The organism is Kurthia sp. FSL E2-0154 (assembly GCF_038003625.1).
Lineage (GTDB): Bacteria > Bacillota > Bacilli > Bacillales_A > Planococcaceae > Kurthia > Kurthia gibsonii.
The window spans coordinates 218,103-239,161 of the sequence record NZ_JBBOPO010000001.1; the positions used below are offsets into that span (position 1 = coordinate 218,103).

The 21,059-nt window shown below is 35.6% G+C and carries 25 protein-coding genes; 15 read left to right on the forward strand and 10 right to left on the reverse strand.

Annotation, left to right across the window (positions count from 1 at the left end; all coding sequences use genetic code 11):
- Positions 1-653: 653 nt before the first annotated feature.
- The 4 genes from MHB75_RS00960 to MHB75_RS00975 all read right to left on the reverse strand — a co-directional run bounded on the left by MHB75_RS00960 (position 654) and on the right by MHB75_RS00975 (position 3,662).
- Positions 654-1,475: a DsbA family protein gene (locus MHB75_RS00960; RefSeq protein WP_141274444.1), complete on the reverse strand. Its 822-nt coding sequence runs from the start codon at positions 1,473-1,475 to the stop codon at positions 654-656.
- Positions 1,472-1,876 (reverse strand): globin domain-containing protein, encoded by a 405-nt coding sequence (locus MHB75_RS00965; protein ID WP_087682361.1) that lies wholly within the window; start codon positions 1,874-1,876, stop codon positions 1,472-1,474. Before MHB75_RS00965 ends, MHB75_RS00960 begins: the two co-directional genes overlap by 4 nt.
- Positions 1,877-2,270: 394 nt before the next feature.
- Positions 2,271-3,065: a lytic transglycosylase domain-containing protein gene (locus tag MHB75_RS00970; RefSeq protein WP_340995311.1), complete on the reverse strand. Its 795-nt coding sequence runs from the start codon at positions 3,063-3,065 to the stop codon at positions 2,271-2,273.
- Positions 3,066-3,071: 6 nt separating this feature from the next.
- Positions 3,072-3,662, reverse strand: coding sequence for a CYTH domain-containing protein (locus MHB75_RS00975; RefSeq protein ID WP_340995314.1), 591 nt, complete (start codon positions 3,660-3,662; stop codon positions 3,072-3,074).
- Positions 3,663-3,766: 104 nt separating this feature from the next.
- Between MHB75_RS00975 and MHB75_RS00980 the strand changes: the two genes are divergently transcribed.
- The 5 genes from MHB75_RS00980 to MHB75_RS01000 are packed head-to-tail and all read left to right on the forward strand — an operon-like array spanning position 3,767 to position 6,714.
- Positions 3,767-4,156 (forward strand): UPF0738 family protein, encoded by a 390-nt coding sequence (locus MHB75_RS00980; protein ID WP_068455389.1) that lies wholly within the window; start codon positions 3,767-3,769, stop codon positions 4,154-4,156.
- Positions 4,157-4,176: 20 nt separating this feature from the next.
- Positions 4,177-4,854, forward strand: coding sequence for a GTP pyrophosphokinase (locus MHB75_RS00985; protein WP_141274441.1), 678 nt, complete (start codon positions 4,177-4,179; stop codon positions 4,852-4,854).
- The gene (locus MHB75_RS00990; protein WP_141274449.1) at positions 4,854-5,660 is read left to right on the forward strand and encodes an NAD kinase; all 807 of its coding nucleotides are present in this window, start codon (positions 4,854-4,856) and stop codon (positions 5,658-5,660) included. The genes MHB75_RS00985 and MHB75_RS00990 overlap by 1 nt, the downstream gene beginning before the upstream one ends.
- A gap of 1 nt (position 5,661) precedes the next feature.
- Positions 5,662-6,561: an RluA family pseudouridine synthase gene (locus tag MHB75_RS00995; protein WP_141274440.1), complete on the forward strand. Its 900-nt coding sequence runs from the start codon at positions 5,662-5,664 to the stop codon at positions 6,559-6,561.
- Between the two features lie 3 nt (positions 6,562-6,564).
- Positions 6,565-6,714, forward strand: coding sequence for a hypothetical protein (locus MHB75_RS01000; RefSeq protein WP_170214767.1), 150 nt, complete (start codon positions 6,565-6,567; stop codon positions 6,712-6,714).
- 39 nt (positions 6,715-6,753) lie between these two features.
- On the opposite strand, the gene MHB75_RS01005 is transcribed toward MHB75_RS01000, so the two are convergent.
- Complete coding sequence (locus MHB75_RS01005) at positions 6,754-7,278, reverse strand: NUDIX hydrolase (protein ID WP_340995322.1); 525 nt, start codon at positions 7,276-7,278, stop codon at positions 6,754-6,756.
- Between the two features lie 117 nt (positions 7,279-7,395).
- Here MHB75_RS01005 and MHB75_RS01010 point away from each other — a divergent pair, with 117 nt between their 5' ends.
- The 3 genes from MHB75_RS01010 to MHB75_RS01020 all read left to right on the forward strand — a co-directional run bounded on the left by MHB75_RS01010 (position 7,396) and on the right by MHB75_RS01020 (position 10,180).
- On the forward strand, positions 7,396-8,088 hold the full coding sequence (locus MHB75_RS01010) for a class I SAM-dependent methyltransferase (RefSeq protein WP_340995325.1): 693 nt from the start codon (positions 7,396-7,398) through the stop codon (positions 8,086-8,088).
- A 275-nt stretch (positions 8,089-8,363) separates the two neighbouring features.
- Positions 8,364-9,740: a magnesium transporter gene (mgtE, locus tag MHB75_RS01015; RefSeq protein WP_141274437.1), complete on the forward strand. Its 1,377-nt coding sequence runs from the start codon at positions 8,364-8,366 to the stop codon at positions 9,738-9,740.
- A 137-nt stretch (positions 9,741-9,877) separates the two neighbouring features.
- Positions 9,878-10,180 carry a hypothetical protein gene (locus MHB75_RS01020; protein WP_141274436.1) on the forward strand — a complete coding sequence of 101 codons (303 nt, stop codon included), beginning with the start codon at positions 9,878-9,880 and terminating at the stop codon, positions 10,178-10,180.
- Positions 10,181-10,250: 70 nt separating this feature from the next.
- Here the strand turns inward: MHB75_RS01020 and MHB75_RS01025 are convergent, their stop codons facing one another.
- The 3 genes from MHB75_RS01025 to MHB75_RS01035 form a co-directional block, all read right to left on the reverse strand.
- Entirely contained in the window at positions 10,251-10,700 is a 450-nt protein-coding gene (locus MHB75_RS01025) for a GNAT family N-acetyltransferase (RefSeq protein WP_141274435.1), read from the reverse strand.
- A gap of 3 nt (positions 10,701-10,703) precedes the next feature.
- Entirely contained in the window at positions 10,704-11,216 is a 513-nt protein-coding gene (locus tag MHB75_RS01030; protein ID WP_340995330.1) for a 2'-5' RNA ligase family protein, read from the reverse strand.
- Between the two features lie 75 nt (positions 11,217-11,291).
- The gene (locus tag MHB75_RS01035; RefSeq protein ID WP_141274433.1) at positions 11,292-12,008 is read right to left on the reverse strand and encodes an alpha/beta hydrolase; all 717 of its coding nucleotides are present in this window, start codon (positions 12,006-12,008) and stop codon (positions 11,292-11,294) included.
- 99 nt (positions 12,009-12,107) lie between these two features.
- Here MHB75_RS01035 and MHB75_RS01040 point away from each other — a divergent pair, with 99 nt between their 5' ends.
- From MHB75_RS01040 to MHB75_RS01060, 6 genes are all read left to right on the forward strand, one after another.
- Positions 12,108-12,638, forward strand: coding sequence for a phosphatidylglycerophosphatase A family protein (locus tag MHB75_RS01040; protein WP_141274432.1), 531 nt, complete (start codon positions 12,108-12,110; stop codon positions 12,636-12,638).
- A 123-nt stretch (positions 12,639-12,761) separates the two neighbouring features.
- Entirely contained in the window at positions 12,762-12,980 is a 219-nt protein-coding gene (locus MHB75_RS01045; protein WP_141274431.1) for a thermonuclease family protein, read from the forward strand.
- Between the two features lie 12 nt (positions 12,981-12,992).
- Positions 12,993-13,124, forward strand: a complete 132-nt coding sequence (locus MHB75_RS15055) for a sunset domain-containing protein (protein ID WP_445667014.1) — start codon at positions 12,993-12,995, stop codon at positions 13,122-13,124.
- A 28-nt stretch (positions 13,125-13,152) separates the two neighbouring features.
- Positions 13,153-13,734: a histidine phosphatase family protein gene (locus MHB75_RS01050; protein ID WP_340995335.1), complete on the forward strand. Its 582-nt coding sequence runs from the start codon at positions 13,153-13,155 to the stop codon at positions 13,732-13,734.
- Positions 13,735-14,033: 299 nt separating this feature from the next.
- The gene (locus MHB75_RS01055) at positions 14,034-14,654 is read left to right on the forward strand and encodes a DUF47 domain-containing protein (protein WP_141274429.1); all 621 of its coding nucleotides are present in this window, start codon (positions 14,034-14,036) and stop codon (positions 14,652-14,654) included.
- Positions 14,655-14,669: 15 nt separating this feature from the next.
- Complete coding sequence (locus MHB75_RS01060) at positions 14,670-15,668, forward strand: inorganic phosphate transporter (protein ID WP_141274428.1); 999 nt, start codon at positions 14,670-14,672, stop codon at positions 15,666-15,668.
- A gap of 294 nt (positions 15,669-15,962) precedes the next feature.
- Here MHB75_RS01060 and MHB75_RS01065 read toward each other — a convergent pair whose 3' ends face one another.
- On the reverse strand, positions 15,963-18,131 hold the full coding sequence (locus MHB75_RS01065) for a YhgE/Pip domain-containing protein (protein WP_340995338.1): 2,169 nt from the start codon (positions 18,129-18,131) through the stop codon (positions 15,963-15,965).
- A gap of 110 nt (positions 18,132-18,241) precedes the next feature.
- Between MHB75_RS01065 and MHB75_RS01070 the strand changes: the two genes are divergently transcribed.
- Positions 18,242-19,633: an aldehyde dehydrogenase gene (locus MHB75_RS01070; protein WP_340995340.1), complete on the forward strand. Its 1,392-nt coding sequence runs from the start codon at positions 18,242-18,244 to the stop codon at positions 19,631-19,633.
- A 42-nt stretch (positions 19,634-19,675) separates the two neighbouring features.
- Here the strand turns inward: MHB75_RS01070 and MHB75_RS01075 are convergent, their stop codons facing one another.
- Entirely contained in the window at positions 19,676-21,058 is a 1,383-nt protein-coding gene (locus MHB75_RS01075; protein WP_340995343.1) for a two-component system sensor histidine kinase NtrB, read from the reverse strand.
- Between the last annotated feature and the right edge of the window lies 1 nt (position 21,059).

A 21,059-nucleotide genomic window follows, 5' to 3' on the forward strand; every position in this document is an offset into this window, starting at 1 on the left:
TCCAAGTGTAATTTTGGTATCGCTTTCAATGTGTCTAAAATGTGAAAATAAAATAAAACCATTGCTATATAAGGATATAAGTGATAAAGTAACTAGTGTGAAATAAATCACAAACAAACATACACCCCTTTGTTTGAACGTGAACATTTCTCCCATCCCCTTTGTGAAAATGAGCGCTCTCGTAGAGTCGCTCATTTTATTTTTTTTGTAATTTTTATAGATGACAAAAATTCCCTAAAGGAAATTTCATTTATTTATTAATAACAAATACAGATAATAAAACATTTAATCAATCACTTAATTAGATGCGTTGTTATCTGTATTATTTTTTTTAGAAAAATAAAATAGTACAGAATTGAGTGGAGTAATACAGTTTTATATAGATGCGAACGATAAGTATAGATATGAAAATAAAAAACGTCCAAATCTTAACGGTAATCATTTGAAAACGTTTTATAAATTAATATATTCGTTTTTGAAGAATAGAAACTGTTATGAAACACATGGCTAAAAAGAATATTTACCTTAATCTACTAAAATAGAGCGAAAATAAAAAGTGTTCATAGGAGCGTTCCTTTTTATCAACATGAATATTTTTGACAAACAAAAAAGAACTTTGACATTTTGATACGTCAAAGTTCTTTTTATGATGATTAGTATGCAGTTTTTAAGCGGAATAGCGAATGATGTTTACAATGAATGCGTTCAATCTTTTGTTGAAGTAATCGTTTTTTTAATTCACGATCAGCTGCATTTTCTGAAATGTCATAAAAACTTGCCACTTCTTCAGCCGATAATACGTGGAATTTTTTAAATAATTCTTCTAATGGTGGTGGTGGTGCTTGCACTAGTTCTTCTTCGAGTAATTCCGATAAAATTTGTTCGTAAATTTCATAAGAATAGGTTCCAGAAACTTTTAGTCCTTCATCTTCAATATTGCCATTGAAAAATACAAAGCTTGGTACTTCCTGTACATCCATCTCATGTGTAATACATAAATCACTTTGGAATGAACGCGCTGCTTCTAGCGAGCGGAAGTCTGCTTCAAATTCTTCAACATCTAATGAAACGGCTTTAGCAATTTCCGTTAAGGTATTGCATGAACGAATATTTTTTTCTTCCGTAATCTGATATTCAAAGAGTTTCATTAAAAAACGGTGCCCTACTTTTTTACCTTGCAATTCAGCTGCTTTTACAGCAATTGAAGGTAATACAGGATGTGATAAATCAACAAGTTCTTCGTGGCTTGTGCAGTTATTAATACGATGACAAGCAACATTTAATGAAGACAGCTCAGTACTTAAAATAAAACGAATTGAAAAGTAATGACCGTAGTTTACTTGTAATTTACGAATAATCGCATGTAAGTCTCTGCTTTTCGACTGAAGTAAATCAATAAATACATATAACTCGATTGGCTTACTGTAGGATGCCGGTGGTGAGACAGGGTCCGTCACTAATTGTAAATGAGTCACTCCTCCATTACCTCCTCATCTTCATCAGGTGCATTAATCATATGGTGGGCTGTTAAAACAAGGCGTTTATAATAAACTTCTCTAAATTTACCCTCTAAACCTACTTCGTCCATTGCTTCAGACATACACTCTAACCACGCTTGAGCGCGTGCAGGTGTGATTTTGAACGGCATATGGCGTGCTTTTAACATGGGATGTCCATGTTCTTCAGTATATATATTTGGGCCACCTAAATATTGTGTTTGGAACTGTATTTGTTTGCGAGTAGTCTCGGTAAAATCGTCTGGAAAAATGGGTTTTAAAATTGGATTTTGCGCAACTTTAGCATAAAAAATATGCAACATCTTATCTAAAGTCTCCGCTCCAATCTCCTCGTAAGGAATAATCGGTCTTTGAATCATGAATCATACTCCTTTACTTGAACTGTATATCTATCATATCAACTGACTTCAAATTTCTCAAACAAATGGTTTCTGAAATATGAAAAAAGGGAAGTGGTTTCGTTAGAACTATGTGAAAAAAGAACGAAAAAGATATACTTTTCAGTCATTAATACTCTTTTAATAGAATGTAAAATAGTATTTTGTGACTAATGTAATAAGATGAATTTGATGTTGGTCCCGGTAATAAGACAAAGTATGTAAAAAGAAAAAATGTGTTTGAAAAAACAATACTTACATAGTATAAAACAAATAGATCATAAGTAAATAAAGTATTTTGTAGAGATAAAAGGTCATTCATATTAAAAGAGACAAGCCATTTTTGGCATGCCTCTTAATTTGTTTCAATACAATATTATGCTTGGTAGCTATTCATCACTTTTTTTACATAATTCTGAGTTTCGTTAAATGGTGGGATACCATTATACTTCATGACATTTCCAGGTCCTGCGTTATATGCGGCAAGCATCATTTTATAATCGCCACCGAATTTATCGAGCATCATGCGTAAATATTTCGTACCGCCCATGATATTTTGCTCAGGGTTATAAACATCCGTTACACCTACATGAGCTGCAGTTGCAGGCATTAACTGCATTAAACCAGCTGCACCAGCGTAACTTTTAATAGTCGGATTAAAGTCTGATTCTTGTTTAATAACTGCTTTAATCATCTTTTCAGGAATGCCATAAGTTTCAGAAGCTTTCTTGATGATGGCATCATACTTCGTCTTAGGTGAGTTACTTGATGTTGGTGCGATTGTATCGGTTTTCGCTGCATTCGTTTGATAAGTATTTACATATTGTTGATACATATTAGCGGGATTCGTTCCCACATTATTTGATACGCCTGATGTACCACCAAGTAAATTAGACGCAAGTGAAGCGCTCAGTGAACTAATTAACATCGCTGCCATAGCTGATGTGTTATTTTGACTTAATGAATTCAACCCATTTGTTAAGCCAAGTGATTGCGTTAAGTTAGGTGTCGCCGAACTATTCTGTGTTTGACCGCTTAAAGCTTGATTAAATAATGATTGGAAAGAAGCATCTCCTGTAGCAGGTGAAGAACTTGAATTTTCTTGATTACCAGATGTCATTTGAGAAAGTGCTTGTAATTGAACCATTTGCTGTAAAGCAGATATATCCATGTGACCTTACTCCTTTTTATTTTGAATAGCTTGCATGAATCGTGCAAGTTTCTTTTTTGCTGGGCGAACTGGAACGTGAAGTGATTGTAATAGTTCTTGGAATATGAATCGACCACTTACTTCGTCCTGTACTTCATATTCTAACTCGTAGTCCTCTTGGTCGGCATACTGTGAATAATCAAATACTAATAAACCGCCTTTATATTTTATTTCGGCACGATTCGTTGAAAGTGTACCAATTTTTTGTAGTTCTTTGCTGTCAATATGTAGAGATTGTAGCCTGTTTTTTACGTCACCTTCAGGGAAATCTTGAGTTCCTTGTAAAATGGCCTCTGCTTCATCTAATGTGAGAGAATCAGTCGTTTCAGTTAGTGCGATACCATTCGTTGGTTCTTTTAATGTTACTTCGTTTTTCGTCGGTGTTTGACGAATGCGAAGTCCGGATTTTAAGTGGCGAAGTGCTTGCTCTTTTGTATCAAAATAATGATTGTGTTGTAAGTGAAAAGCTTCTGGTTCTACATGGAAATGTGCGATTAATTGTTCAAATTCAGATGGTGTAAGTAAATTTTTAAATTCAATTTCTAATTCTTGCGGCATAGTGGAATCATCCTTTCAAATCAGTTGTCTACGAAAAACGGAATGTTACTGTAATAATACTACTGTCTTATGATAAAATATACGAGAGATAATCGGAAGGGAAGATGACAGTGAGAAAAACGTATTTAATTCATGAAGGCTCAAATAATGAAGGAGCTATTCAGTTCACATTAACAACTGCCCCAGAAGGACAGTGGCAGCCAGCGAATCGCGTCATTACAGATTCAGATGAGATGGCTTTTATTTATGTCATTGATGAGAATGATGCATTTAGTTATTTCGTATTTCAACAATCTTCGTGGGATGCATTAGTCCAAATGATTCAACAAGAACAAGATCCAGCTGTTGTCATTGGAGAAGAAGCCATCACACTAACAGGAATGTTTGAAGAATTGCAAGCATTGTTATTTAATATAGAAGGAAATTCAAATTATGGAGAAGCTTTTGTCACAGCTGTTGAAGAAGCATTCTCAGCAATTTTAGCAGAAGCCTAAGACGTTAAGGGGGTCTTGTCATGGGACAATGGGATCGATTTTTGCAGCCCTATAAACAAGCCGTAGACGAATTAAAAATTAAACTAAAAGGCATTCGTACACAATTTCAAAAGACGAATCAAACGTCACCAATCGAGTTTGTGACAGGACGTGTGAAGCCACTCGCAAGTATTTACGATAAAACGTTAGAAAAAGGACTTGTTTTTGAGCCATCTACAAAATTAGCACATGAACTACAAGATATCGCAGGTGTTCGCATCATGTGTCAGTTTGTCGATGATATTCATACGGTCATTGAGCTACTTCGCCAGCGAAACGATTTAAAGATTATAGAAGAAAAAGATTACATTACTAATGTAAAAACAAGTGGATATCGTTCTTACCATGTAATTATTGAATATCCTGTTGCAACAATTAAAGGCGAAATGAAAATTTTAGCTGAAATTCAAATTCGTACATTGGCGATGAACTTTTGGGCATCAATTGAGCATTCATTAAATTATAAATATAAAGGTGAATTTCCTGAGGAAATTATGAAGCGCTTGCAGTTTGCAGCAGAAGCAGCATTTCGTTTAGATGAAGAAATGTCGCTCATTCGAAATGAAATTCATGAAGCACAGCAATATTTTACAGAGTATAAAGAGTTAACGAAGCCGAACGTAGAATCTGATGAGGAGAAGGGGGATCAATCGTCATGATGAGATTCGCTATTCAATCTAGAAACGACCAAACATCAAACGAACTAGCAGAGCGAGCGATTACGCATTTAACTGATTTTGGTTTAGAATTAAATGAAGAAAAGCCGGATATTGTGTTATCAATTGGTGGAGATGGGACATTACTTCATGCATTCCATCGTTACACACATATGTTATCTGAAGTTGCTTTTGTAGGTATTCATACAGGTCATTTAGGTTTTTATGCAGATTGGCAACCAGAAGAATTAGAAAAGCTAGTCATTGCGATTTCGAAAAAGGAGTTTCGTGCGATTGAATATCCGCTTCTTGAAGTGACGATTAACTATCAAAATTCAGACGAGAATTTTACATACCTTGCGCTGAATGAATCGACGGTTAAATCACCTGAAGTCACACTTGTGATGGACGTCGAATTAAATGAGCGACGTTTCGAACGTTTCCGCGGAGATGGTCTTTGTGTATCAACGCCATCGGGTAGTACAGCGTATAACAAGGCGTTAGGCGGTGCCATTTTACACCCATCATTAGAAGGTTTCCAAATTACAGAGATGGCTTCCATTAACAATCGTGTATTCCGTACAGTTGGTTCATCGCTTATTTTACCGGCACATCATACATGTGTTTTAAAGCCCGTTCAGGCGGAAGACTTTATGGTAACGGTAGACCACGTACAATTACTACACAAAAATGTAAAATCAATACAATATCGTGTCGCAGAAGAAAAAGTACGTTTTGCTCGATTTAAAGCATTCCCATTCTGGCAACGTGTACATGATTCATTCATCGACAGCGATTTAAAGGATTAATATGACAGAACAACGATATTCGATTCAATTTCAAGCAACAAAAGAAGAGCTTCTACGCGAGGCTCTTTCTTCTTTTGGAATTTCTAAAAAAGGATTAACAGCGATTAAACATCGCGGTGGACAATTACTTGTCAATAACGAAGAAAAGACAGTGCGACATATGCTATCGGTAGGCGACCTCGTGACGATTTATTTTCCGTTAGAACAGCCGAGTGAACATATTCAACCGAGTTCAAAGTCACTCGATATTGTGTATGAAGATGCAGAAATTATCGTCTTAAATAAGCCAGAGGGACTTGCGACCATCCCTTCTTATTTACATCAGGAGGATAGTGTCGCAAGTCGTTTAGTGCATTATTTTCAGAAGAAGAACATTGCGTCAACAGTACATATTGTAAACCGTTTAGACCGTGATACTTCAGGATTAATGTGTGTTGCAAAGCATAGCTACATTCATTACATTCTATCTGAACGTCAAAAAAAGCATGAGATTCATCGTGAATATGAAGCGATTGTGGAAGGACATGTCGAGCAAAATCAGGCCGAAATTATTGCACCGATTGCTCGAAAAGAGGCGAGTATGGTGGAACGTACAGTTTCAGAGCATGGTCAATACGCACATACGGCCTATACTGTTCTAAAACGATTCACAAAAGAGGGACAGCCAATGACGCACGTTCGATTAAAACTTTATACAGGACGTACACATCAAATTCGTGTCCATATGGCATCGATCGGTCATCCACTTGTTGGGGATGAATTATATGGTGGAAGCACAGTCTTTTTATCGCGTCAGGCGCTGCATTGTGTCTATGTATCACTTGCGCATCCGGTTACGAACGAGCCGATTATATTTGAAGCTGCATTACCAGCTGAAATTGCTCAACTAAAAGGAGAGTAAATGATGAAAAAGAAAATAAGTTTACTAATTGTTAGTTTATGTCTTGTTGGTGTTGCTTTCTTCATCGCACAAAACAAGACAGCTGCTGAATCTGAAAAGAATAGCTATGAACCAGAATCCAAAGGTGACTTAATCTTTTCGATTTTGAAGTAACCAAAGAGAAGCAGAGGAATTTTCTCCGCATCTCTTTTTTTATTGGTTTTTAACAGAACCGTAAGCTGTTTTGGCTTCAAATAATAAGTGAATAAAGCTTTCAAAATAAGGTACAAATTGTTCTGTTCGTAGCAATTGTAATACTTCCTCTTTTGTCGCAAAATGTGCTTCTTGCACTTCATCTTCTTGTAGTTGTAATGTGTGAACGTCTACAGGTAATTCAATAATATAGTAATCATCAAAACCACGTGTGAAGTTCATCGTTAATTGAGGGCGCATCTCTGAAAAATCATACATAATACCAAGCTCCTCATACAATTCACGCGCCGCTGCTTGTTGACTTGTTTCGCCTACAAGTGCTGCGCCACCGCAACTTACATCATACAGATTAGCCCAACTATTTTTAGTTTTATGTCGTTGTTGAATAAGTAATTCACCACGTTCGTTAAAAATACAGACATGAATGACCATGTGTAAATCTTCCGGTGGAAGTGGGTCACCGCGTCTTACTTGTCGGTGTTGCTTTATACGATCTCGATTATAAATATCAAAAAATTCTTCCATGATGTTCCACCTCTCGTATTCGCACTTCTATTTTGAAATGATTACAATAATGAAAAGGGTATAACATGTAGTATAGAGGTTTCACGGTAATTTTCATAAGAAAAGGAGTTGGCACACATGGGGAATCCATTCCAGTGGGAGCATGACAAAGCAATGAAATATAACGAAACAATTCGAAAACGTATTTTAAACTATGCATCGATTTTTGAAGTGATGCAAGATATTGTTGTAACCGATTGCCGAGAAGTTCATTCTGTTGCCATTGTTGGCGCTGGTGGAGGACAGGAACTGAGTACACTCATTGATGTTTTACCGAAAGCATGTTATTTCGCAATTGATCCATCAGAAAAAATGCTTGAACTTGCGAAACATCGTCTAATACAAGAAGGGAAAGAAGCAGATATTCAGTACATTGCAAAACCTTTCCATGAAGTAGAGGTGGATGCAGTCGACCTTATCATCTGCCATCTTGTTCTCCACTTTTTACAGACAGACGACGAAAAACGTCAATTGATTCAAGCAATTTCCACGCGTTTAAAAATAGGGGGTACACTCTTCTTATCGAGTATAAATGGGAAGATTGGTCGTGCAGATTTTGAACAACAACTCGATGTTTGGCGTGTAGGCATGTTACGAAAAGGCGCAACGGAGAAAGAGTGGGAGAAGTTTCGTGCGTCAATTGGCGAGCAGTTAGTGCCTATTACAGATGAAGAGGTTGTAGCCTTACTCCAGCAGTACGGCTTATCACTCCTTTATCATTATGAAAAAACACATGTTATCACTGCTTCTTACTATGTGAAAATTCGATAACCATTTGAGTGAAAAATCTTATTTTATTGTGAACATAAAGTAAAGGTTCTTTTTTTATTGGCTTAACAGTTGAGAAGTAGTAGAGAGCAGTGATAGTATAGATAGTTGTGGATGTTTGAAAAAAAGGTTCACATTTTCTATTTAAAGCACTATTATTAGTAAGTGATTTAAAAAAGTCATATTTATGAAGATTGGTTCTGATACATTTAGACTTCCTCGAAATCTAAATGTCTCTTCATAAACAAATAACAAGAGCCCTAGAGGAGGGGACATGCATGATGGACGAAAAAATGGAAAAAGATGAAGTGCAATACGATGAAGAACATTTACGTGACTTGTTGCAAACAGGTGAGACGGATGCTTTTCGTGAGGAATATTTAGCGCTGCATCCATATGATCAGGCACAGTTTTATGAGAAGGTGGGCCCAGATATACGGCAGATTATCTATCAATACTTGTCCCCGAAAGAGATGTCAACGGTGTTCGAGGCTTTAGAGTTAGATGATGAAAACTACTTACCTTTCATTGATGAGATGGAAAGTACGTATGCAGCTCAGATGATTTCAGAGATGTATACGGATGACGCGGTAGACGTATTAAATGAACTAGGACAAGATCGTGTTAGCCATTTCTTAAAAATAATGGACCAAAAATCAGCGGAAGACATTCGCGATTTATTATACTACGAAAAACATACAGCAGGTTCGATTATGACGACGGAATATGTAAGTATTCCAGCGAATTCAACAGTTCGCTCTGCGATGAATATTTTGCGTAATGCAGCACCAGATGCCGAAACCATCTACTATATTTACGTTGTGGATGATGCTAATCATTTAGTAGGCGTTATTTCTTTAAGAGATTTAATTATTGCAGCAGAAGATACACTCATTCACGATATTATGAATGAGCGTGTCGTAAGTGTGAACGTAACGGATGACCAAGAAGATGTTGCACAAGTAATGAAAGACTATAACTTCTTAGCAGTTCCCGTTATTAATTCACAAGGTGAAATGCTTGGAATTATTACAGTCGATGATATTATCGACGTTATCGATGAAGAGGCGAGTGAAGACTACTCAAAACTAGCCGGTGTTTCGGATATGGATACATTCGATACGAATCCATTCCAAGCGGCTAAAAAGCGTTTACCATGGCTTGTTATTTTACTATTATTAGGTATGTTAACAGCGAATTTAATTGATTTATTTACTGTCACATTAGAAAAAGTTGCGTTACTTGCGGCATTTATTCCACTAATCGGTGGAACATCTGGGAATAGTGGTACACAAGCATTAGCGGTGGCTGTACGCGGTATTGCGACAGGTGATGTAGAAGAAGAAAGTAAGATGAAGTTATTAGTGCGTGAAGGTTTAACAGGTGTCATTATGGGAATTGTTTGTGGGATTGTAGCCTTTTTAATCGTTTATTTATGGCAAAGTGAAGCGCTACTTGGTTTATTAGTTGCAACAGCGATTGCTTGTTCAATCTTCGTCGCAACAGTAGCAGGTTCGATTATTCCGTTATTAATGCATCGTTTAAAAATTGACCCAGCAGTAGCTTCTGGTCCATTTATTACAACATTAAATGATATTACATCCATCTTAATTTATTTAGGTATTGCGACTGTATTTATCGATAGATTAATGTAATCAACAAAGTGGAGAGTCGCAATAGCTTGCGATTCTTCACTTTTTTATATTAAAGGTTGAAAACACAAAAAATTTAATTCTTCATGTGTTAAAAATATAATAACCGGGTATTAGTTTGTAAGAAGGAGGAGATAGGTATGGGCTATATTCTACCAATTACACCGTATCAGTCTACACAATATGCGAACATTCAAAGAGCTAGTTTGTCAGAACCTTATGGACAAATTATGGCTGTAGAGATAGTTCGAAAGCAAACCCGTTCTGAAAAAAGTCGTGAGCGAACTATGGCTCGTATTTTTGAAGAGACGGAAAGAGAGACAGAACGTGAACATGATGTATTACCGTTTCCGCCTATGAAACCTGTGCTTATTAAAAAAACTGAAGGAAAAACAATTGCTGAAATTACAGGGAAGGGACACATTGTGAGTACCTATGCTTAATATAAATGAATATGCGAAAAAATAAGCATGCCGTGGACACTGAAAAATGTACATGACATGCTTATTAGTTTTATAAACGTTTTTCCATTGCGCGATATGGAATACCACCATCAATAAATTCAGGTGATGTCACATGATAGTCCATTTTTTCATAGAAAGGAACTGCATGTGTCTGTGCGAAGATTTTAATCGTTTGGATATGGACTGACTCTGGAAGTTGTGTGACGTAACCTTCTAATTTTTGCATCATACGTACACCCACTTGTTGTCTTCTAAAAGCAGGTAATACGCAAATACGATCGACTTTTGCGATTGACGAATCAATCAGACGGACGCGACCAGCAGCAATCGGTTGTCCTTCGTGGTAGGCAACAATGTGCTGAGATTCATCATCATATTCATCGCGTTCTAAAGGAAGAGGAATTCCTTGCTCTTTTACAAATACTTCTTGTCGAACAAAGAACGCATCTTCCAATTCTTTAGCTGTATGAACCAGTGTAACAGTAATATTTGTTACCATGAATTAATCCTTTTGTAAACGGAATGTTTCGTACACAGTCCAAGAGCCATTTTCAAGTTGATAAAGTAAGTGAATGCGATCAATTTCTTCAGAAAAATTGATTTGTGTCATACGTAATTGTCCATAAATATCTTCTAATTCATCTGCTGTAATACCTTGTGCTAACGTAATATGAGGTACATATTGATACTGTGCAGGTCCACCGAATTCTTCAACATGTAGTGCTTTGTTTAAATCATAAAGTGCTTCATCTGCATCTACTTTTAAATAGATGACATTATTTATCGGTTTAAATGTCCCCACTTTTGGAATGGATATATGAAATGCCTTTGCATCTTTTGTTACATCAAATAAACGATTCGCTACTTCTTTTAGGCCTACTTCATCCGTCTCTACTTCCCCACGAAGCGTAATGTGAGGTGGAATTTGAGCGTAGTGTGAATCGTAACGCATGCGATAACCATTTGCAAAATCTTGAACTTCCTTAGAAGGAAAAGCAACAATACCATATTTCATAATAACTACCTCCATTAACATATTTATATAGTTAGTATAGCAAATGATGAAGGAAAATAGCTGAAATGCGACACACTATTTATGAAAAATTCGCATAATCGCATTTGGAAGATCTGGTTTCCACGTTTTCCATGTGTGATTTCCTTCTAATTCGACATAATTATAATCAATTTTCCTTTGATGAAGTGCATTTTTTAATGTACGGTTTGGTGTTAAAAAGTCTTTAATCTGTCCATCTTTTGTATGTACTTCATATTCTCCTGTACCAATTGCATGATAAATATGATAATCAATACCTTCTGGAATGTTTTGAATATAGTGGAGTACTTCATCTGTAATCTGAGGTGAATGTAAAATGGCTTGTTGGAAAACTTCAGGGTAACGAATTAAACCAAGTAATGATACAGTTGCAGCTTGAGAGTCACCCATTAAAATATGTTCATCTGCTACATTGGATACAGCGTAATGTTCTTGTAAATAAGGTATTAACTCATGTGCTAAAAAAGTAAGGTAAGCTTCATGTTTTTTCCCGCTTGGCATATATTTTTCGCGTCTGTCTTCTACACTTTTATATGGAATACCCACAACGACATGCTCATCAATGTCACCATCTTCAATTTTTTCATCTAAAATACGCGAAAGACTACCTAGTTGAAAATAATCGTTACCATCTGAAGCAATAGCTACAGGATATGACAACATTGGTGTGAAATCAGCTGGTGTATAAATTAATAACTTTAATTCCTCTTGTAAAGCATCACTAAAAAATAATTCGGTCGTAATAGAACCCATATTCTAAAAAGCACTCCTTTAATAATTGGTAGGGAAATTGTATCATAGAAGATGATGACTTTCATCAAGTTCAGATTAACAAGAGAGAAGGTAATAGAAATGAACCGAAAACAACCTGTTTTATCGGCAGACGTATCCATGGCTGCGCGTGCAGCACTAGAACGTCGTGGTGTTACACTAATGGATATCGCAGAAATTGTATATGAGATGCAATATACATATAATGAAGGATTAACATTAGAGCGCTGTGTAGAGGCAGTAGATAAAGTACTTCGAAAACGTGAGATTCAATATGCATTATTAGTAGGTATTGAATTAGATGAACTAGCTGAGAAAAAGCAATTATCACAACCACTACAACAAATTATTGAAACAGACGAAGGGTTGTTTGGTGTAGATGAAACTATCGCACTTGGCGCTGTTTTAACATATGGTAGTATTGGTGTAACAACGTATGGACATTTGGATAAACATAAAATTGGTGTTATTAAAAAATTAGATACAAAAGCAGGAGAAGGCGTGCATACATTTTTAGATGATTTAGTTGGTGCCATTGCAGCAGCTGCTTCATCTCGTTTAGCGCATCGTATTCGCGATGAAGAAGAAGCTACTCTTCTTATTACGGAGTAACGTTCGTGTTGTTCATTGTGATTAGTATTATTATTCTACTCATGATTGCTGTGGTGTATATGCGTAAGCTAGCACCACAGCAAGAACAATACATCATTGGTGAAAAAAGTAGAAGTCGTTAACGTGATGGATGGCGATACAATGAAAGTGCGTTATAACGGGCAAATAAAAAAAGTGCGTTTTTTATTAATTGATACACCAGAAATGTACCACAAGTGTATTGGAGAGCAGCCTTTTGCAAGAGAAGCACAACAATTAAGTAGTATGCTCATACAAAATGCACAAATCGTCTCTATTATGTTTGTTCAATTAGTAACAGAACCTAACTTATTAGTACATTAGATTAAAGGAAATATTAATCCGAATGGCGAAAAGCGATATTATAAACCAGGCGATCCAAATTATAATCAGGTGAACCCTGAACAATTATTTATGTCTGAAGAGGAGGCGAAGGTGGCAGGGTTTATACGCATCTTTCGTCCTTAATCAAGGGAATGGACAAAGGGGTGAAAGAATGACGAAAATTTATATTGTAAGACATGGCGAGACAGATTGGAATCGAGCTGGAAAATTACAGGGGGCAACCGATGTACCTTTAAATGAAGAGGGGCGTAAACAAGCAGTAGCATGTGGTAAGTTTTTTGAAGACATTGCCATTCAAGCAATTTTTACAAGCCCACTACAACGTGCAAGTGAAACAGCGAAAATCATTAATGAACAATTACATCTGCCATTAATCCAAATTGATGCTTTTCGTGAGCGAACATTTGGAACGGCAGAAGGGATGACTTATGAAGAGCGCTCTAAAGTGTACCCGCGAAAAAATTATCCGAATCAAGAAAGTTTTAAAGCGTTTCGAAAAAGATTAGTACGTGGATTACAAGAAATTTATGAAGCTTATCCAGATGAAGATGTCGCATTAATTGCACATGGTGCAGTCATTCATACATTATTTCAAATTGTTCAAAATGCGGATTTCTTTCCAAAACATGCGCGTTTATCGAATGGTGGCGTAAGTACGATTTATTCAAAAGGTGGCGAATGGTGGTTAGAAGCTTATAATGATACACATCATTTACCTAAAAACACTATATAGTTATAAAGAGTTCAAATGTTCTTGAAATATAATATTTGAACTCTTTTTTAACGGTATAAAGCCATTTTTTAATGTAAATTGTGAATATTTTGTAAATGTTAAAATTGATAAAACCATGTACTTAAAAAGAAAAAATGCTATTTTAATAGAAAAAAATCATTTTTGTGTACGCTTTTGTTACAGTAATGTAAATATTCCATTAAGTAATGTAAATTTCAGCGTTTTTTCTCTAAAAAATTGTTAATATGATGGAGAAATACAAGCAAGACTAAACACATATATGTTTTCAGGAGGAATTTATGTTTAATCGTAAAAAAGATGATCCGTTTTTCAATATTTTGTTAAAGATTGCTGAGAATGTGCAAGTAGCAATGCACTATGCAAATGATTTCCGTATCAACTCATTGGAAGATTTAGCTGAGATCAGTGTACAAATGAAAAAATATGAAACAGACGGAGATAAATTAATTCACGAATTAATCGTTATGTTAAATAAATCGTTCATGACACCAATTGAACGTGAAGATATTTTAGCTCTAGCTAATAGTATGGATGATGTACTAGATGGAATGGAAGAATGTATCGCACACTTTGATATGTTCTCGTTAGTAGACATTGACGATTCAATGAATACATTCATGAGTTATATTATGTTATCATCTGATGAAATCGTAAAAGCAATGCAAAAACTACAAATGAAAAAATTAGTAGATATGCGTGAAAATGCGATTCTAATTAAAGATTACGAAAGCAAATGTGATGATGTACTACGTGTATCAATCAAACAACTATTCTTACACGAACAAGATCCAATTCGAATTATTATGTTCAAAGATATTTACGAACAATTAGAAGATATCGCGGATGATTGCCAAAACGTTGCAAACACGATGGAAACAATCATTATGCGAAATGCATAGGTAGGACGGTAAATTATGGATACAATTGTTATTTTAACCATACTCGTTGTCGTCTTTGCATTAGCATTTGATTTTATTAATGGTTTCCATGATACAGCGAATGCGATTGCGACATCTGTCTCGACGCGTGCTTTAAAACCAAAAACAGCTGTATTAATGGCTGCAATTATGAACTTTGTTGGTGCGATTACTTTCGTAGGGGTAGCCAAAGCGATTACCAAAGATATTGTCGATCCATTTACTTTAGGGAATGGTACACTTGTCATTTTAGCTGCCTTAATTTCAGCGATTGCTTGGAACTTAATTACATGGTACTTCGGTATCCCATCAAGTTCTTCACATGCAATTATCGGTTCGATTGCAGGAGCAGCAGTTGCAGCTGGTGGTTGGGCAATTTTAAACTATGAAGGATTTATTAAAATCCTTCAAGCATTAATTTTATCACCATTCATTGCGATTACGGTCGGTTTCCTTGTGATGAGTCTATTTAAAATTTTGTTTAAAAACTTTAATCTGTATAAAACAAATAAAGGCTTCCGTTCTGTTCAAATTGGTACAGCAGCTTTACAAGCATTCACACATGGTACGAATGATGCGCAAAAAGCAATGGGTATTATCACAATGGCTTTAATTGCAGCTGGTTGGCAAACAACAGATGAAGTACAAGGTTGGGTTCGTTTTGCCTGTGCTTTAGCAATGGGTCTAGGTACATCAATTGGTGGTTATAAAATCATCAAAACAGTTGGTGGTAAGATCATGAAAATTCGTCCAGTTAACGGTGTAGCAGCTGACTTATCTTCTGCTTCGATTATCTTCGGTGCGACATTAATTCACTTACCAGTATCAACAACACATGTTATTTCTTCTGCAATCATGGGTGTTGGTGCAGCGCAACGTGTAAAAGGTGTTAAATGGGGTGTAGCACGTAAAATTGTTTTAACATGGATTATTACGTTACCAATTTCAGCACTATTTGCAGGCGTAGTTTATTTTATATTAGACATGTTCTTCTAAATTTATATGATATGAGGCTAGGAATTTCCCTAAGCCTCTTTTTTTATTTTAGATTTCTCCCAATCTAAATAAAAAAACGAATTGTACATTCAATTGTACAGTTCGTTTTTTCATGTAGACAAAATAAAAAGAGCGGGGGCTCATCAAACTTTCCCCGCTCATCTTGAAGTCTTTTTCCAGCAATCCGTGCTGTTATGAAAAAGACTTTTGTTATTCTACAAGAGAATAACGATAGGTTTGGCACCTAGTAATTCATTATACGTGTTTTTAATAAATTGTCTAGCATTCATTTTGCTAATGGAATAAACCAGATTCTTTTGACTTTTTGAGTAGATGTGCAGTTCCACGATTAACAGGATTTTTGAACAGAGCACCAATGATTAAGAATGCAACTGCAATCCCAATAAGAACAGTCATATCTAATGCGACCTTTGACCAAATAATACCTGCCACAGCTTCACGTACCATTTCAATTGCATAGGTGAAAGGAAGGAAAGGATTAATGATTTGGAAGAATTTTGGTAGTAACACAACTGGATATGTTCCGCCAGCACCTGCTAATTGTAGAACGAGTAATACAATGGAAAGTGCCTTTCCGACATTATTAAATAGTGATACAAGTGTATAAACAATTGTCATGAATACCATACTAATGAATACACAGAACAAGATAAAGAATAATGGTGAAACAGGTTGAACACCGATAATTAAAATTGTACCGCTCGACATAACGAGCGCTTGACAAATACCAATCACCCAGAAAATTAATAATTTACCGAAGTAAATCTCGCTATATTTATAGTTTTCTGGTTTTTTTACATTGACACTTAGGAGGGACATGAGTAAGAGTCCACCTACCCAAAGTGAAAGAACACCGTAGAATGGCGTCATACCAGTTCCATAATTCTTAACAGGGAATATAGCATTTTCTTTAAGCTTAATTGGTTCTTCAAAGAAAGATTTTTCTTTATTTGGATTGTTTAATAGTAGTTTAATTAATTTATTTATATCCACTTTGTCATCGAACTGACGAAGCTTCCCTGCGAGTTCATCCACTTTCGATTTTAAAAATGGATATTTTCCAAGTGCATCGTTTAAAGCAGTCTGTCCAGTATTAACATAACCACTTGTTTCATCTAAAACAGATTGTGCTTTTGGTAATGATACTTGTAATTCTGTCAACATATTTTGTGCTTGTGTTAATGTTTGCTTTGCATTTGCAAGTTCTTTTTTGATATCCGGAGAAATCGTATTTTGATAAGAACGAATAAATTGATTCATTTCGGAAGTAATACGTTGTGCTAAAGCATCTAATTCTTTTTGAGCAGTTTGAATGTTATTTTTAGCTGTGCTTACATCTGCATCAAGTGTACGAATATTACGTTGTGTACTTTGTAAACTTGCTTTTGTCGCGCGAATGTCCTTAATAGCAGGTGTTAAAGTAGCATTTGCTTCGTTTAAATTGTTCGCTTGGTTGAATCGTTTGATGGTCAAAAGTGCGCTCTCGATTGAAGTTAACCGATTAATGGATTGTGTTGTTTGTTCCATAATTGCATTTTGCTTTTGGACAAGTCCAGATGTATCAATAGACCTTTGTTCAATCGCCTTTCGAATATTACGTATTTCTTGCATGGCGCTTTGTAATGTTTTTAAATCCTGTTCAATACGAGGCTCTAAAGTATCCATCGCTTTTTGTGCAGTTGTTACATATGTCATGGCCGTAGTAACTGTATTTAAGCCCTCAGTTGTTGTTTGTGCAGCCTCAGGTATTTTCGCTTTGGCTTCTTTTAACATTTGATCAGCAGTATTGGCAGTCTTTTTAGCACCTAATAATTCTTTATGAATACCTGGTAAGTCTTTTTCAAGTTGAAAAATGAATTTTTCAAAGTTTTGAATATCAGGTAAGTTTTTTTGAATGTCAATTCCTAATTTGTTATAAAGTTCGAAAATAGTCCCATTAACTGTTCCAACGAATTTGCTACTCATGGTCGTAACAAGCATAGAAGCGCCACGATCTGTAATTTTAGGTGCGATGGAATTAATTTTTTCATTCACATAGTACTCCATTTGAGCTTTTTGTGGAGAGTCAGCTGTGATGGTACTTAACTTTTTCGAAAAGTCTTTAGGAACGACGATAACAGCAAATAAATCCCCATTTCTTAATTCGTCCATAGCTTTATCTTTATTTAAAAATTGCCAATCCATTTCTTTATTCTTCTTTAGGTTGGCTACAAGGTCATCCCCTGCTCTGACAGATTGATTTTCAATCTTACTTCCTTCATCTTCATTGACAATACCTACAGGGATATTCTTAGTATTGCCATAGGGATCCCAGGATGCAGCAATGTTTAACCATGCATATAGCGATGGAAGAACGATTAAACCGACAATAATAGCAGCTGAAACCCAATTAGTTAGCAAGTGATGCATATCTTTTTTAAAGATTCCCCAAATTTTTTTCATACGAATCCCCCTTTGTGAAAATTTACCCAAATTCGTGAACATTGAAGCAGTAACTTATACAATGATATACTAAAACCACATATTTTAGGAAATTAAAGGAGGAAATGAGAATGACCAATGTAACAGCAGAAGAAATCCATCAAATTATTCAAAAGCAAAATACTTATTATAATTCAGGAGAAACTAGGACGCTGGCTTTTCGAAAACAGCAATTAAGGGCATTAAAAGCAAGTATTTCGAAATACGAAAAAGAAATCAAACAAGCGTTGTATAAGGATTTACGTAAGAGTGAATTTGAAGCTTTTACAACAGAGATTGGCATTATTTATTCGAGTATTAGTCACGCTTTGAAGTATTTAGAAGAATGGATGCATCCAGTTAGTGTTCCAACACCTGTTCAATTTCAGCCAGGAAAAAGTATGATTGTTCATGATCCATATGGTGTTACATTAATTATTGGTCCATTCAACTATCCGTTCCAACTTGTAATGGAACCACTAATTGGTGCAATCATCGGCGGGAATACAGCTGTTGTGAAGCCATCGGAATCAGCAGTAGAGACATGCAAGATTATTCGCACGATTTTAGAAGAAACATTTAGACCAGAATATATCGCGGTTGTAGAAGGAGAAAAAGAGGAGACGAATGCACTGATTCATGCACCGTTTGATTTTATCTTCTTTACAGGAAGTGTAGCTGTTGGGAAAATTGTGGCGAAGGCGGCTGCGAATCGTTTAACACCACATGTTCTTGAACTTGGCGGTAAGAGCCCTGTAATTGTTGATCAAACAGCAAATTTAGAAGTGGCAGCAAAACGTGTCGTATGGGGTAAATTCGTCAATGCAGGTCAGACATGTATCGCACCAGATTATGTTTTTGTTCATGAGTCCGTAAAAGCGCCTTTCATTCGTCAAATTAAAAAAGTATTAAGTAAATTTTATGGTTCAAATCCACAACAAAGTAAAGATTTTGGTCGTATTATTAATACACGTCAGTTTGACCGATTAAATGGTTTATTACAACAACATCGTAGTGACATTTTATTCGGCGGTGAAACAGATCGCGAAGATTTATATATGGCACCAACAATTTTACAAGATATCACATGGGATTCGCCGATTATGCAAGACGAAATTTTCGGCCCAATCTTGCCGATTCTCGTATATACGGATTTAACCCATCTTATTCATCAAATTAATCGTCGTCCTAAACCACTAGCTGCTTATTTCTTCTCTGAAACTGAAAAAGCGATTCAATATTTCTTAGATGAATTAGCATTTGGTGGTGGCTGTATTAATGAAACAATTATGCACGTTGCATCGTGGCACCTTCCATTCGGTGGTGTTGGCGAATCAGGTGTTGGGAATTATCATGGTAAAGCTAGTTTTGAAGCATTCACCCATCAAAAATCAGTACTAAAACGTTCATCTAAATTAGCAAATAACTTGCTGTATCCACCATATAAACAAAAAGCAACACTCGTGAAAACTATTTTAAGATAAAAAAATCCCAGAAGACGCTATATAAAGTGTCTTCTGGTTTTTTTATACTTCGTTTTGTTGTGCGAGCGGTAATGTAATCGTAATGGTCGTTCCGAAATCTGGTTCACTGGTTACATGAATCTTTCCCTTATGTTCTTGAATAATATCATAAGTTACCATCATGCCAATACCATTCCCTTGATCTTTTGTTGTAAAGAAGGGTTCGAACATTTTTTCAACGGTTTCTTTGGACATACCACAACCGCTATCAGAGATGACAAGTTGTACAGATTGTTCTTCAATGATGCTGCTTGAAACGATTATATTCCCATTTGTACCAATAGCCTCTAAAGCATTTTTAAAAATATTAATAAATACTTGACGCAATTTATTTGGATAGCCATGGATAACAGCAGGTTGATTACTTAAGTGAGATTCTAAATCAATTTCATTCGCATGCATATTTGGTTTAAAGAATAATAGCATCGCTCTTAAAATTTCTTGTACGTCAAAAACTTCTTTTTCAGTATCTGTTTTTTCACGAGCTAAAATTAAGAATTCATTAATGATTAAATCAATTCGCTTAATTTCTTCGTCAATTAAGCCATAAAAGTAAGCATGTGGAGAATCTTTGTCTTGTTGCATCATCTGCGTAAAGCCTGAAATAACCGTTAATGGATTTCTGATTTCATGTGCTACAGTTGCAGCCATACCTTGAGCAAAGTCGAGCTTTTCAGATTGTACAAGTAATCTCTCAGCTTCTTTACGATAAGAAATATCACGTGTAATGACAGATGTAGCGATAATTTCACCATCATGGTTGAAAATCGGAGATAGTGTCACTTCCGCATCAAATAATGTACCATCTCGACGCATATCAACAGTTTCGAGTAAATCAAAACTTTCACCATTCAGCATGCGTGCCATTCGATCACGTGATTCTTCAAATTGTCCTGTTGGTACCATTGGCAGTTGTTTACCAATACACTCATTCATATCCCAACCGTATAACTTTTCAAAAGCAGGATTAACTGCAATAACGTCATTATTCAAATCAAATACAGCCATACTATCTTTTGCATTTTCAAAAAATAGTTTTAAATACCCTTCTTTTGATAAGAATTCTTGTTCTATTTGATCGTTTTTTGTTTCGATATTTCGGTAAGAAATACTAAAATAGTACCCTTGAATAAGGCTTGTCGCACATAAAAATGCGAGTATAATCAATAATACAACTAAATTCGTTTGTCCGAATGTTTCCATTAGTGTTGGATATTGTGCATATATCAACCAACCTATTTCAGCTGCAAAGACGACCATAATCGCCGCATTCAAGTAGGCTGATTGATAAATTGAGACAATAAAAAGTCCTAAAATTGGTAGAATACATGAGTAAATATTTTGAGATTCATAAATTGTATGTACGAGTAGAACATTAATTGTCATA

Coding starts and splice junctions, on each gene's coding strand:
- MHB75_RS01050 (WP_340995335.1), top strand. CDS start 13,153: ATGACGAAAATTTATATTGTAAGACATGGCGAGACAGATTGGAATCGA.
- MHB75_RS01070 (WP_340995340.1), top strand. CDS start 18,242: ATGACCAATGTAACAGCAGAAGAAATCCATCAAATTATTCAAAAGCAA.
- MHB75_RS01025 (WP_141274435.1), bottom strand. CDS start 10,700: ATGGTAACAAATATTACTGTTACACTGGTTCATACAGCTAAAGAATTG.
- MHB75_RS00985 (WP_141274441.1), top strand. CDS start 4,177: ATGGGACAATGGGATCGATTTTTGCAGCCCTATAAACAAGCCGTAGAC.
- MHB75_RS00995 (WP_141274440.1), top strand. CDS start 5,662: ATGACAGAACAACGATATTCGATTCAATTTCAAGCAACAAAAGAAGAG.
- MHB75_RS01030 (WP_340995330.1), bottom strand. CDS start 11,216: ATGAAATATGGTATTGTTGCTTTTCCTTCTAAGGAAGTTCAAGATTTT.
- MHB75_RS01065 (WP_340995338.1), bottom strand. CDS start 18,131: ATGAAAAAAATTTGGGGAATCTTTAAAAAAGATATGCATCACTTGCTA.
- MHB75_RS01010 (WP_340995325.1), top strand. CDS start 7,396: ATGGGGAATCCATTCCAGTGGGAGCATGACAAAGCAATGAAATATAAC.
- MHB75_RS01020 (WP_141274436.1), top strand. CDS start 9,878: ATGGGCTATATTCTACCAATTACACCGTATCAGTCTACACAATATGCG.
- MHB75_RS00970 (WP_340995311.1), bottom strand. CDS start 3,065: ATGGATATATCTGCTTTACAGCAAATGGTTCAATTACAAGCACTTTCT.
- MHB75_RS01035 (WP_141274433.1), bottom strand. CDS start 12,008: ATGGGTTCTATTACGACCGAATTATTTTTTAGTGATGCTTTACAAGAG.
- MHB75_RS00980 (WP_068455389.1), top strand. CDS start 3,767: ATGACAGTGAGAAAAACGTATTTAATTCATGAAGGCTCAAATAATGAA.
- MHB75_RS00990 (WP_141274449.1), top strand. CDS start 4,854: ATGAGATTCGCTATTCAATCTAGAAACGACCAAACATCAAACGAACTA.
- MHB75_RS01005 (WP_340995322.1), bottom strand. CDS start 7,278: ATGGAAGAATTTTTTGATATTTATAATCGAGATCGTATAAAGCAACAC.
- MHB75_RS01055 (WP_141274429.1), top strand. CDS start 14,034: ATGTTTAATCGTAAAAAAGATGATCCGTTTTTCAATATTTTGTTAAAG.
- MHB75_RS01075 (WP_340995343.1), bottom strand. CDS start 21,058: ATGACAATTAATGTTCTACTCGTACATACAATTTATGAATCTCAAAAT.
- MHB75_RS00965 (WP_087682361.1), bottom strand. CDS start 1,876: ATGATTCAAAGACCGATTATTCCTTACGAGGAGATTGGAGCGGAGACT.
- MHB75_RS01040 (WP_141274432.1), top strand. CDS start 12,108: ATGAACCGAAAACAACCTGTTTTATCGGCAGACGTATCCATGGCTGCG.
- MHB75_RS01000 (WP_170214767.1), top strand. CDS start 6,565: ATGAAAAAGAAAATAAGTTTACTAATTGTTAGTTTATGTCTTGTTGGT.
- mgtE (WP_141274437.1), top strand. CDS start 8,364: ATGATGGACGAAAAAATGGAAAAAGATGAAGTGCAATACGATGAAGAA.
- MHB75_RS00975 (WP_340995314.1), bottom strand. CDS start 3,662: ATGCCGCAAGAATTAGAAATTGAATTTAAAAATTTACTTACACCATCT.
- MHB75_RS01060 (WP_141274428.1), top strand. CDS start 14,670: ATGGATACAATTGTTATTTTAACCATACTCGTTGTCGTCTTTGCATTA.